Genomic DNA, 13,148 nt, shown 5'->3' with positions numbered 1-13,148 from the left:
TACGAAAAAAAAGACCAGGTATTGCTTGATCTTTATTTATAAGGAATCCACTATGTTATTCAGCTTGGCAGGATTGTCTAGGAATCGAACCTACCAGAGACGACACGCGCCTCTCAATCAGTTTTGAAGTTTGCTGACACCTGTTTTTCTGGTACTTTGATGTACCCTCAAGTCTTGATAAAGTATCCTCTTTAAACGAGATGTTTTTCGATTAATGAATACGTTTGCAAAGAAACGGTTGCTTTGTTCAGGTTCGTTAATTCCGAGAGTTTTGCCCTGGAAATCGGGTAGTGATTAATAATGGTACTCAGAATAACTTGTTGGCTATGCAATTTTATATAGTTTTGATCTGCTAATTTCACGAGTCTCCTCCTCTCTTTATTTGTTTATCGATTCAATGTATTTATTCCTTTACTTAATTATTTTTTATTATATCGTAAAAATTTATAAACTTGTATATTGTTCATTTAAAAAACATGTGGTAGTATAAACTCACAGTTTGGTTTATCCGATAAACAAACAAAGTTTAAAGTAGTTTTATTTTTTTAAATGATAAAGTGTAGACGGTTTCAAAATGAAATTACTAGTTAAAGAGGTGGAAAACGGATTTAAAGCAAAATAAACGCAATATTTTTACCAGCTGCATGATTTGAAGTTTTGTATAGGATGATTAAAATTTAGGATATAAAACATCTTCTTAGTTTATCTACGTAAACAAACTATGCAGGAAAATGATTGTTTTTTAACAATAAATAAGACTTTACTTATAATGAAATATTTCTAGATAGGTAGTGAATGCAGCAATTCACTTTATAAAGTGTTTACCTATTTTTATGGGGTTTGTTAAAAGGGTTTCCAATTTTCTAACCATCTCTGAAAGCGGTTAACGCTAATTCCTTGTCTAAAAAAGATTTGAGAGGCTCATTTTTTCAAAGAGACTATATTACCAATATCTATTAATGTAAGCGGATAAGTGATTTATAATTTAACTGAAAAGGAGATTGTGACATGGCTTTAATGGAATCAACAGTTAAACAAATGAACAAAAACACACAAAACATACAACAAAACGAGTACCATAAGCTCAGCCTTTCTGAACGGATCGGTTACGGTCTTGGGGACTTTGCCCAAAACCTCGTATTTGGTACAGTCGGAGGATTCCTGGCTCTCTATCTGACTACTGTTAATGCCATTGGTACGGCAGCAGCTGGGTTCATCTTCTTGTTTGTCCGTATCGTCAACGTATTCTGGGATCCGATGGTTGGTACCTACGTCGATAAACATACATTCAAGAACGGAAAATATCGTCCTTGGCTTCTGATTGCAGGTATTCCACTTATTATCTTAGCAGCGATGCTCTTTGTTCCAATTCCAGCAATTCGTGGTTCAGTGCCAATAGCCTTTATCACTTACTTCCTGCTCGACTTGGTTTATTCAGTGGTTAACATTCCTTACGGTTCACTGAATGCTTCACTCACACGTGACCCTGAATCCGTAGATAAAATCACAACTACTCGTATGATGCTGGCTAACATTGCTAACCTCTTGGTTTACACACTGTTTCCAATGTTTGTCCAAATGGCAGCCCCATTAGACCGTTCACCCAAAGACACAGGTTTCTTTGGTCTCAAGCTCAACATGGGTACTTATACGGATGTATCTGCAAGTCAAGCTTGGTTTGGGGTTTACATGGTTTACATGGTACTTGGAGCTGTGGCGCTGTTCTTCTGCTACCGTCTCACAAAAGAACGCGTTGTCGCAACTGCGGAACAATCTGCAGAAGTGAAAACTAACGACCTGTTCGTTGAATTGAAGAACAACAAACCACTCGTTATTCTAGGTCTATTCTTTATGCTTGCTTTCACCTTCATGTTCTTCATGAATACAGTGAATGGCTTCTTTAACCAATACACGGTCAACCACTCAGACTGGATGGGTGCAGTAGGTCTCATCGCCTCCATCCCTGGTATCGCTTTCCCAGTTTTCTGGCCAAAATTGAAGAAAATCTTTGGTAAAAAGGGATTCTTCCATTTCTTCCTTGGTATGTTTGTTGTTGGGGAAATCCTTACTTGGGTATGGTCGTTAGATGGCATGCATGATTCACTCTTCCTTGCTTATGTTTCAACCTTCATCAAACAATGGGGTCTTACTTCAGCAACTGGTTTCATGTGGGCACTCGTTCCTGAAGTTGTCTCTTATGGTGAAATGAAGTCTGGCAAACGTAACGCTGCTATCATCAACGCGATCATGGGTCTCTTCTTCAAGATAGGCTTCACTCTTGGTGGTGCCATTCCGCTCTGGTTCCTTGCGGCTTACGGTTTTGATGGAAATGCGGCGAAGCAAACAGCAAGTGCTCTTTCCGGTATCAATATCACAGCTATCTGGATTCCAGCAGCGCTTGCTATCGTTTCAATGATTGTTATGGCTTTTTACCCGCTTTCAGATAAAGACGTCGTAGATATCAATAAGCAACTCGATGCTTCTCGTGCCAAAGCAAAAACCATCTGAACTGTGAGTCATAAATAGATTCTATAAAAAATACAAACCCACTCAGATGAAAAAGAGTGGGTTTGTACAAATGATATGAATTGGCCTGCCTTAAGCCATGCTAGGCTGCGTTTACCGACCCTCAAAGCGAGAATCCTTCCGCATTAGAACTATCCTTTCAAGACCTTACTGCTTTGACCAAAACAAAGTTTGCAGAACCATGACCCTCTATCTATTAAACCTTGGCAACTAAACTCAAATCCTCTGTAATATTTCATCTAGCAGCAGTTTTTCTATTCATTAAAGGAAGCCTGGTGACAATGTTCCATCTTATCAAATTATGGTAATACGAAAGTACTAATATTTTCCAAACTTATAGACTATGAGAATTCCAAAGAAAATGATTCGGACTTCCCATTGATAAAAAGATCCAGAATTATTAAAATTATATAGTACTTTAATTAGTTTGTTCGGTATACAAACTATCTAAAATGAAAGCGTTTTTGTCGGGGGTATGAACCACAGCAACACTCACCGGGCCTCGTGTCAATGAATGCAACGTCTGCCATTTCAGCTACTAAAGCCAACAAGCTGAGCTGGAATTCGTAAATCAACTTTGGAATACTGATATTCCATCCGGTCACGCACGCTATTATGATGGACTTTTATACATGTTGGGATTGCTTTACGATAGTGGGAAATTCCAAATTTGGTGGTCCCCTGTTGATCACCGGGATTTATCCGAATAGTAATTTATTTTCAACAATCAAAAATACTGTGTTTTTTCATTGAATAGGGACACTACTAATCATGTTTTAAAGAAAAAATCGTGTGGAAGTTTTTTCATTTCCACACGACTTTTAACTATATACTTCCCCACTTTTACCTTAATCTATTTCTATGCTCTATTTTGGCTGACATAAAAAATTGAATTTAAAACAAAAATACTCACTTTTTGGGGATACCAAAAAGTGAGTTCCGTATGTTGATTTCGTGACCATCAGGATAAAAAATGGCTCTCATAGCAACTAAAATCAGAATCTTAATTTATTAGTGCTTGGTAAAATGCATCAATCACACGCATATTTTTTATTATACTTTCTCCGGTATACATGATAGGCGAATCTTCCAAAATGGCATTGGAAAAATGTTCAATTTCCATCAAATATAAATATCCATGAATTCTTTCCATTGTTTCAACTGAATCGTTTTGAACAATAATGATACCTTCTCCGCCATTAATATCCGGACGGAAAGCTCTCGGGACAATGATTCTACCTTTTGTTCCGATAATTTCATATTCATTTCTAAAAGCCATCTCAAAGCTGCAATCAAAAATCGCTTTAACCCCATTTTCAAGCTTTAATACACATACCGCTGACAGATCAACTCCGGTTTTAGAATCTATTTCTCCATGGACTTCTACTGCTACCGGTTCTGAATCTAAAATAAAACGAATCGCGTGAATACAGTAGCTTCCAATATCGTATAGGCTTCCGCCGCCTTTTTCCTTATCCATTCGAATATTTCCGTCTTTTTGTTCCAGAAGAAAGGAAAAGGATGATCTCATGAGTTTAACTTCTCCGATTTTCCCCGAAGCAATAATTTCCTTAACCCGTTGATGCTGTGGATGAAACTGATACATAAACGCTTCCATGAATTTAACATTGTTTTCACGGCAAACATTGACCATTTCGGTTGCATCTTCAGCATTTAAAGCTGCCGGTTTTTCACAAAGGACATGTTTTCCTTTCTTTGCTGCTTCAATTACCCAATGTTTATGCAAGTGATTGGGAAGGGGGATATAAACAGCATCAATTTCCGGGTCGTTTAACAGTTCTTCATAGCTATTATATAATTTGGGAATACCGAATTCTAATGCTGTTTCACTTCCGCGGCCACTGGAACTTGAGATTGCTGCCACTTCGGCATTTTTAGCTTGAATGATAGCTGGAATTACCTGCGTTCTTGCAATTTCAGCAGTACTTAAAATCCCCCAACGAACTTTTCGCAAGTCCAACCCTCCTAAAAATATTTGTTACGAAATGAATTATCTTTTTTGGTTGGATACATCCATCCATACCGCAAAAATTAAGATTAGCCCTTTCACTATATATTGCCAAAACGCCTCGATGTTCATCATACTCATACCATTATCAATACTTGTCATGATCAGCGCACCAATAATGGCACCAACGATTTTTCCTTTACCACCCATCAAGCTTGTACCACCAATAACACAAGCTGCGATGGCATCTAATTCATATGATGTTCCTGCACTAACAGTTGCTGCATTCAATCGGCTTGTTAATAATACTCCTGCTACACCGGCCAAAGCTCCCATTAAAATAAAGACAAATAAAAGAGTTCGTTTGATATTTATTCCTGATAGTGCGGCAGCTTCCACATTGCCACCAATTGCATATGTGAATCTACCAAATGATGTCTTATGTGATACAAACAGAAATATTCCGGCTAAGATAACAACAATTAACATTGGCACAGGAATTCCAAGGTAGCGGTTAAGCATATAAGTTACGAATAAAATACATACTGAATAAACCGTGACTTTTCCATAATCAAGAAAGGCAGGAGAAAGATTTAAACCTAAGGATTGCCGTTTTGCTCTTGAGCGTATTTTTGAAATGAACAGAAGAACAACTCCGATTATGGCTAAGATATAACCAACAACATATGGAATAAAGCTGTTCCCAATTTGACCAAAACTGTTGCTTAATGGTGCAATTGTTTGTCCTTCACTGATTCCAATCAAAATCCCCCGGAAAACCAACATGCCACCCAATGTAACAATAAACGCAGGTACATTGCGAAAAGCAACCCACCAGCCCTGCCATAAACCGATGACAGCACCCACAATAATTGCTGCCAGAACAGCAGTTACCGTATTATAACCGTGCCATACTTGTAACATTGCTGCAATACCACCGGTTAAACCTACGATTGAACCAACGGACAAATCAATATGACCGGCAACAATAACCAATGTCATTCCAACGGCCAGAACGGACATAACAGCCATTTGGGTAAATAAGTTTGAAAGATTTCGTGATGATAAGAATTCACCACCGGTAAAAGCCCCAAAGATAATCGCTATCACAACAAGCGCAATGATTAATGTGTAGGATTGAATATCAAATTTCATTTTAATTCCAGCTGCTTTTTTTACTTGTGATTGATTATTTATAGATACTTGACTGTTCACAGCTTTATCCCTCCAGTAGCACAAGCCATTATTTTTTCTTGTGTAGCTTCATCACGGCTGAATTCTCCCGTGATCTCTCCCTCAGACATGACAAGAATTCGATCAGACATTCCAAGTACTTCCGGCAATTCAGAAGAAATGATGACAATTCCTACTCCTTGCTCGGCAAGTTCATTGATAATCTTGTAGATTTCGTATTTGGCGCCAACATCAATCCCTCTAGTAGGTTCATCCAAAATAAGAATTTTAGGATCATTTAGAATCCACTTACTTAAAACTACTTTTTGCTGGTTTCCTCCACTTAATTGACTTACTTTCGCCTCAAGGTTTGGTGCTTTCAGCTTCATTTTTCTAGTAATTTCATCTGCTTTCTTAACCTCGAGCGCGCTATCAATAACATTAAGTTTTATAACTTTATTAAGGGCGACTAATGTAGAGTTCTTCGCAATATCCATTCCCAGAACAAGTCCATATCTTTTTCGATCCTCTGAAACATAGGCCAAACCGGCTTTAATCGCATCGGCAGGTTTTTGGATATTGGTTTCCTTCCCATTGATCACTACCCGGCCCTGCCTTTTACCTGGAAGACCTCCAAATAAACTTGTAAATAGCTCCGTCCGTCCGGCACCCATCAATCCTGAAATACCCAGTATTTCACCTTTTTTCAATTTAAATGAAGCATTTTTTATAATCGTTCTGTTTGTATGTTTATCAAAAACTGAATAATTGTTCACCTCTAACACTGTTTCGCCAATCTTGCGTGGCTCATAAGGAAACAATTCAGTGAGTTCTCTTCCAACCATTTTCGCGATAATTTTATCTTCGTTCATCTCTGAAATTGGGTATGTACCTATTGTCTGACCATCGCGAAGGATTGTTACACTATCTGCTAAAGCCATTACCTCCCCAAGCTTATGTGAGATATAAATACATGTAACACCTTTAGATCTTAAGTCCATCAAGATTACTTTTAATATTTCAACATCGCTTTCTGTCAGCGCAGCAGTCGGCTCATCCAAGATCAAAATATCAGTATTGTGAGTTAATGCTTTAGTAATCTCGATTAGTTGCTGTTTTCCAACCGTTAATTGATTTACCTTGGTTTCAGGATCGATATCCAATCCAATATATTGCAGCCATTTTTGGGCTTCGGTATTAATCTTGTTCCAATCAATTACTTTCCTTCTCATTAAGTCGTGACCAAGGAAAATATTTTCCGCTATAGACATTTCGCCTACCAGCGCCAGTTCCTGATAAATAATGGAAACACCAGCCAATTGTGATTCTTTAATCGATTTAAATGAAACTTCTTTTCCATTTATCAAAATCTTGCCGCTATATGTTCCGTTGGGATATACACCGCTTAATATTTTCATTAATGTTGATTTCCCAGCGCCATTTTCACCACATAAAGCATGTATCTCTCCTTTACCCACTGAAAATGTTACATTGTTTAACGCTTTAACACCTGGAAACTCTTTCGTAATGCCTTGCATTTGGAGCCCAAAAGCTTCCATACCAAGTAACCTCCTAAGAAAAGCACAAACGCCTTATTCAAAACCTCTTTTCAAAAACCTGTGTCAACTGATTAAAAAGAGAAAAGACGCTCTCAGCTAGATAGTTTCTTCCAAAACTTTAAATCTATTATTCTTTAATAAGAAGAAGGGGATTATAGCTCCCCCTATCTTCTTTTTTTACAGGATTATTTTTTTGCCGGACGCTCATTTTCTGGAACGTTTTTGTAAACATCATCATAAGGATGGAAAACATCTTTAATAATTGTGTCCATCACGTTATCTTTATTTACCATAATTGGATCAAGCTTGATAAATGGAACATCAACTTTCCCATTATTTACTGTACTGTCTGTACTAACTTTTTCACCTTTGGCAAGTTGAACAGCAACATCAGCACTCTCTGTTGCGATGGTTTTGATTGGCTTGTAAACAGTCATTGTTTGTTTGCCTTCTACAATACGTTGTACTGCCGCCAAGTCGGCATCTTGTCCTGAAATAGCAACTTTTCCATCTAAATGTTGAGCTGCTAAAGCCTGGATTGAACCGCCGGCTGTGCTATCATTTGAAGCGACAATTGCATCAATTTTATTGTTGTTTGCAGTTAAACTATTTTCAATGATTTTCATTGCTTCATTGGCATCCCAATCTTTTGCCCATTGGTCGCCGATAACTTTAATATCACCTTTATCAACAAGTGGCTTAATGACGTTCATTTGACCGTCTCTGAACATTTTTGCGTTGTTATCTGTTGGAGATCCTCCAAGTAGGAAGTAGTTGCCTTTAGGTACTTGCTTAACCAACGCTTCAGCTTGCATTTCCCCTACGCGAACATTATCGAAGGAAACATATGCATCAACATCAGCGTTATTGATTAAACGGTCATATGCTAAAACAGGAATACCCTCTTTTTTAGCTTGGTCAACAACCGGAGATAATGAATCCGAGTTGATCGCAATGATAACAAGAGCATCAATGCCTTGTGAAAGCATATTTTGAATTTGCGATAATTGTTTAGACTCATCACCGTTTGCGGATTGTACTACAACATCTGCACCAAGTTTGTTTGCCTCATCAACAAAGATGTCTCTATCATGCTGCCATCTTTCCAGCGTTAAGTCTGAAACAGATAAACCAATTTTAATTTTACTGCTTTGTTTGCCCCCATCCTTGTTGCCGCTTACATTTTTGCTCCCAAGATCCTGACCACCGCAAGCAGCCAGCATTCCGACTAGCAATACTACCAATAAGCTAGTGATAATACCTTTCAACTTCTTCATTTTGTTACCTCCTTAATTTTCCTTTTGTTATTTACAAGAATAATATATCATCACTTAGTTAGTTTGTCTATTATATAAACTAAGTTGTTAGAATTTTTTTTATTTTTCTTTCCTTTCTGGTTTTCTATTAATTCAGCTCATTTCTCATTTGCCGCCTTATCCACCATATTTAATAAATCATCCATTGTCTTTGCCAACTTACCATTTACGAAAATGGTAGGAGTACCGGTTACATTCAGTGTTTTTACAAGATCCATATCCTTTTGCCAAGCAGCATCCGCTTTTTTCGCATCAAAATATTGAACAACCTTATTTACATCCTCATCACTGACAATTTCTTTTAATGTCTCCGTAAGAAATTTTCCATCATATATATCCATTTTTTCATATTTGCTGTCCTCAGGTTGTTTTTGATAAAGGAGATCATGAAATTTCCAAAATGTCTTATTTCCCAGTACAGCATAAACGGATTCCGCAAATTTTGCCGCTCGAGTCGAATCAGGATAAATGAAGGAATAATTTATAAAGTATAATTTCGCTCCACCCTTATCTACTTTTTGTTTAATGATTGGTACTACCTTTTCATTAAACATTTTACAGTATGGGCATTTATAATCTCCAAACTCAATAATAGAAACGGGTGCTGAACTTTTTCCTAAGTAAGGCTGATTTGTATAATCAATCTGTGCTGAACTTTTTCCTTTGTAGGCCTCAACTTTTGGACTTGTCGAATTTTGGCTTTTATGAGGGGCTAAAAAAATAAACCCCATAATGATGACTGCCACTAAACCGACCATCCAGAATATAACCTTCGCAGAAGTATTGTTAGAACCTTTTTTTTGATTAGCCATTTTAGAACACCTCAACTGCCTGGGCTTCTATTCTAATAAAATACATTAAATGAATCAGCTATTGGAAGAGAATCTACCAATAGCTGATTCATCGACGTTAATGCTAGATTAGCTGTGAATTAATAGTTTTTAAGATATGAGAATACTGCATTTATAGGACCAGCTGCGTTTGATGATCCGTTGGTAGCGATTAAGCCGACCCTTGGATTGGCCAATGACATTGGGGCGGTACCCAGCAATGTAAATGTAGCTCCATTATTAGTTGAATAATACGAAGTATATTGGCTTCCTACCTTAGCAAGACGGAAAATTATATTTGTTGCGTTTACATTTCTTGTTCTAAACAGCATCTGGCCTCCATCGATAGACCGGATGAGGTTTACAGCTGGCCTTCCTGCATATGTTCCGTAGGTTAGCTTGATATGATTATTCTTATCATCATATACAGTAAGTCCAACCTCTTGTGTGGCTGTAGGTGTGGCTGATAGTTTGACATTCGTCTCATACTGCCAATCGCCTGCAGCCTGCTGAAGGAACAAATTCTTAACCGATCCATCTTCAATATTGCCTGGCTGTGTAGATATCTGTAATCCGTCAGTTGTCAATCTGTAATTATTTTTATCTTCATTTAGGATTGACCATTGGTTACCTAGTGTACCGGACTTAAAATCAGCGGAAATCGGCGCACGTCCGAAGCCAATTTTATACGTTTGTGAAAAATCGCCCTGCTGAGTAACGATAGTAGCCGTACCCGGAATGGAAGTTGCCTGAGTTACTTTTACTTTCACATTCGGATCATGACTGATTGCTGAAATTTGCGGAACAGTATTAGTGCCATCTGGTACTTTTACTGAGTAGTTGTAAAGATCACCGGAGAATCCAGTTAACTGTTTACCGTCAACATTGATTCCGTCTAACTCTCCTTGTTCCTTAACAAACACAACAAAATGAGTAGACTTTTTAACGCCATGATAGCTTGCAGTAGCAGTAATGGTAGCTGCACCGCCATTAACAGTTCTTATTACCCCATTACCATCAACGGAAACAACATCAGGACGGTTACTGCTGTATTTTAATGTCATTCCTTCAGGTAATGACTTGCCATTATTCTTGTAAATATATCCATATAGACTATCGTCGTTCATTGCTGCAGTAACTTGAGGAAAGACTACTTTACCTTTTTCATACATTACACGGCTAGGGATATCAGCCTCTTTGTCACCTTCCTGAATAGGCTTTACGGTAACAACACTGAGTTCAGGCTTCAAGTTTCCATGTACATTTATGAACTCTTGTTGCTGGATATCAGCATCAGCACTTGATGTACTAATCTGAATACCATAACGGCCCTGGTCTACTGTATATTTATTCTGTGCTTCATCAAAGAAAGCAAGATCAGGAACTTTAACAGTCATGGTAACCGTCTTGGTTTCTCCAGGATTCAATGAGACCTTCTGGAAGCCTTCCAGACGCTTGATTGGACGTTGTAATTCCGCTTTTGCGTCAGGTGTGTTCACATAAAGCTGAACAACCTCATCACCTTTTGTCTTTCCAGTATTAGTAACATCAACACTTACATCAAATGTGTCATTAGCCCGAAGATTTTTCTTGCTAATATCTATATTTGAATACTTAAATGTTGAATAGCTGAGACCATGTCCAAATGGATAGGAAACAGGACCGTTAAAATACATATATGTTCGACCAGGATTATCTCCTGTAGGTCTTAATGTATAATCAGTGATTGCCGGAAGTTGTGAACTGCTTTGATACCAAGTGAATGGTATATGTCCACTTGGATTATGTTTGCCTAAAAGAACATCCGCCAGAGCTTCACCTTTGCGCTCACCATTATAAGAGCTCCAAATCATGGCAGAAACATCCGATTCAAATGAATTAACTTCTACTTGTCCAATCGTTTCCATAACTGCAATTGTATTTGGATTGGCTTTAGCAACTTGATCAATTAATGAAGCCTGTGCTCCAGGAAGAGTCAGGTCGTGACGGTCCCCAGCTTCGTCTGCAGTAGTGTTGTCAGTTCCACCATATACAATAACAACATCAGCATTTTTTGCAGCCTCTACAGCAGCTGTATCTACTGTTTTGAGGTCTTTTGCTGTGGTCCCTTGATCAGTAAAGCCCTTGTAGTAAGTGACTTCAGCATTAGGGTTTATAGCTGTTATAGCATTTTTGATACCATTATAAGCATTTACCATTTTGGCGATACCTGCACTGCCCTGATCACTTGAATACCCACCAAGAAACATTTTGTCAGGATTAGCAAAATAGCCTACTACAGCAACCTTGAAGCTGCCGGAAGCTGGAACCTTAAGAGGAAGAAGCTTTCCTTTACTTCCGTCTTTCTGTGTGGTTTCACTATTTTTCAACAGAACTAATGAGTTATCAGCTACCTTACGGGCCATGTCTAATCTTTCTTTAGTCTTTGTAATGGCGTTATTGTCATTACTATTAGTCCATGTACCTTCTGGAACACGGTCACGTGCTTCCTTAACCCATGGAACACTATTTGGATCATCAAATTCTCCAAGCTGCATACGAGCTGTAAAGAGACGGATTAAAGCTGTATCAACATCATTTTCTGAGAATGTACCAGTCGGAGTTACAATTTTCTGTGAAACCGCATCTGGTACAGTGTTAGCAAAGCTGTATGCATCACTGTAGCCTGCGTTACAGTTAAGATCTTCACCGGTTGCAATCGAAAAAGCGGTTCTTTCTACCGGATTTACAGGGCGCGTCCATCCTGGTGGAGTCCAATTATGGCCGCCATTTGGATTTGAAATTTCAAAAACGGCGTCACAGTCAGATGTCTCATAACCAGAGAATCCAAACGTTTGACGAAGGAGTGTATCCATTGTGTGAACATTGGCTGATGCTGGTATTCCGTTAACGCGATTATAAGCTGTCATTACTGAACTAACATTGGATTTCTGTACAACTCCTTTAAAAGGTGCAGAATAGTACTCTCTTAGTGAACGTTCATCCACATTTGATGAACCGTTTAAACGGTTGACTTCACTATTGTTAGCTACATAATGCTTAATTGTAGTTACCGTTTTGAGGTATCCTTTGCTCTCAGGCAGCAGCTTTCCATCCATGTCTTTACCTTCCATACCGTTAACAAACTGTGAAGCTATTTGGGTGGTTAAGTATGGATCTTCTGCGTAAGATTCATCATTTCTTCCCCAGCGCGGGTCACGAGCTAGATTGATCGTTGGTGACCAGTAATCAAGCATAAGAGTGTTTTCTGGCGCCACTTCACGGGCCTCATCGGAAACCATTGTAGCTTCCTTATACATTAGCTGCGGATCCCATGTAGAACCCAGGGCAAGGTCCATAGGATAGGATGTTGTGTTATTCAATACCGTGGCGTTACCGGTTGGATTGTATTGAGTACGGGCTACGCCATGAAGTGCCTCATTCCACCATCCATAGGCTTTAACACCAAGTCGCGGAATAGCAGGTGCTGAGCTGCTTACCATCTGGGAAGCCTTCTCTTCCAGCGTCATGCGGGAAACTAAATCCGCAGCTCTCTCTTGGAAAGAGTAAGATTTGTCCAGATAAATCGGCAGTTTTGATACAACCTTAGAAGCCTGAACTGAAAAATTCAGTTTTGTCCCTGCTGATCCATCATTAGATGCCTGAACTGGTAAACTACTAAATAAGCTTAGACCAAGGCCAGCAGTGAGTAGCAAGGATAAGGTTTTTTTTCGCTTACGCATTTTTTTTAGCTTACTCATACATTCATTCTCCTTTTAAAATTTATATCAACCTG

At 38.5% G+C, this 13,148-nt stretch carries 8 protein-coding genes; 1 reads left to right on the top strand and 7 read right to left on the bottom strand.

Annotation, left to right across the window (positions count from 1 at the left end; all coding sequences use genetic code 11):
* Window positions 1–191 precede the first annotated feature (191 nt).
* On the bottom strand, window positions 192–362 hold the full coding sequence (locus tag J7E66_RS04570) for a hypothetical protein (protein WP_214998232.1): 171 nt from the start codon (window positions 360–362) through the stop codon (window positions 192–194).
* A 646-nt stretch (window positions 363–1,008) separates the two neighbouring features.
* Here J7E66_RS04570 and J7E66_RS04565 point away from each other — a divergent pair.
* Window positions 1,009–2,508, top strand: a complete 1,500-nt coding sequence (locus J7E66_RS04565; RefSeq protein ID WP_214998231.1) for an MFS transporter — start codon at window positions 1,009–1,011, stop codon at window positions 2,506–2,508.
* 1,021 nt (window positions 2,509–3,529) lie between these two features.
* Here J7E66_RS04565 and J7E66_RS04560 read toward each other — a convergent pair.
* The 6 genes from J7E66_RS04560 to J7E66_RS04535 all read right to left on the bottom strand — a co-directional run bounded on the left by J7E66_RS04560 (window position 3,530) and on the right by J7E66_RS04535 (window position 13,113).
* Window positions 3,530–4,501, bottom strand: coding sequence for a Gfo/Idh/MocA family protein (locus J7E66_RS04560; RefSeq protein ID WP_214998230.1), 972 nt, complete (start codon window positions 4,499–4,501; stop codon window positions 3,530–3,532).
* 36 nt (window positions 4,502–4,537) lie between these two features.
* Window positions 4,538–5,710: a sugar ABC transporter permease gene (locus J7E66_RS04555; protein WP_374103826.1), complete on the bottom strand. Its 1,173-nt coding sequence runs from the start codon at window positions 5,708–5,710 to the stop codon at window positions 4,538–4,540.
* Window positions 5,707–7,227, bottom strand: coding sequence for a xylose ABC transporter ATP-binding protein (locus J7E66_RS04550; RefSeq protein ID WP_214998229.1), 1,521 nt, complete (start codon window positions 7,225–7,227; stop codon window positions 5,707–5,709). Before J7E66_RS04550 ends, J7E66_RS04555 begins: the two co-directional genes overlap by 4 nt.
* 185 nt (window positions 7,228–7,412) lie before the next feature.
* Window positions 7,413–8,504 carry a D-xylose ABC transporter substrate-binding protein gene (xylF, locus tag J7E66_RS04545; RefSeq protein ID WP_214998228.1) on the bottom strand — a complete coding sequence of 364 codons (1,092 nt, stop codon included), beginning with the start codon at window positions 8,502–8,504 and terminating at the stop codon, window positions 7,413–7,415.
* A gap of 137 nt (window positions 8,505–8,641) precedes the next feature.
* The gene (locus J7E66_RS04540) at window positions 8,642–9,355 is read right to left on the bottom strand and encodes a DsbA family protein (RefSeq protein WP_214998227.1); all 714 of its coding nucleotides are present in this window, start codon (window positions 9,353–9,355) and stop codon (window positions 8,642–8,644) included.
* Window positions 9,356–9,474: 119 nt separating this feature from the next.
* Complete coding sequence (locus tag J7E66_RS04535) at window positions 9,475–13,113, bottom strand: glycoside hydrolase family 3 C-terminal domain-containing protein (protein ID WP_214998226.1); 3,639 nt, start codon at window positions 13,111–13,113, stop codon at window positions 9,475–9,477.
* Window positions 13,114–13,148: the final 35 nt, after the last annotated feature.

Source organism: Bacillus sp. ISL-7 (assembly GCF_018613065.1).
This window is presented reverse-complemented; position numbering and strand designations above follow the sequence as displayed.

Coding starts and splice junctions, on each gene's coding strand:
- J7E66_RS04565 (WP_214998231.1), top strand. CDS start 1,009: ATGGCTTTAATGGAATCAACAGTTAAACAAATGAACAAAAACACACAA.
- J7E66_RS04550 (WP_214998229.1), bottom strand. CDS start 7,227: ATGGAAGCTTTTGGGCTCCAAATGCAAGGCATTACGAAAGAGTTTCCA.
- xylF (WP_214998228.1), bottom strand. CDS start 8,504: ATGAAGAAGTTGAAAGGTATTATCACTAGCTTATTGGTAGTATTGCTA.
- J7E66_RS04540 (WP_214998227.1), bottom strand. CDS start 9,355: ATGGCTAATCAAAAAAAAGGTTCTAACAATACTTCTGCGAAGGTTATA.
- J7E66_RS04535 (WP_214998226.1), bottom strand. CDS start 13,113: ATGAGTAAGCTAAAAAAAATGCGTAAGCGAAAAAAAACCTTATCCTTG.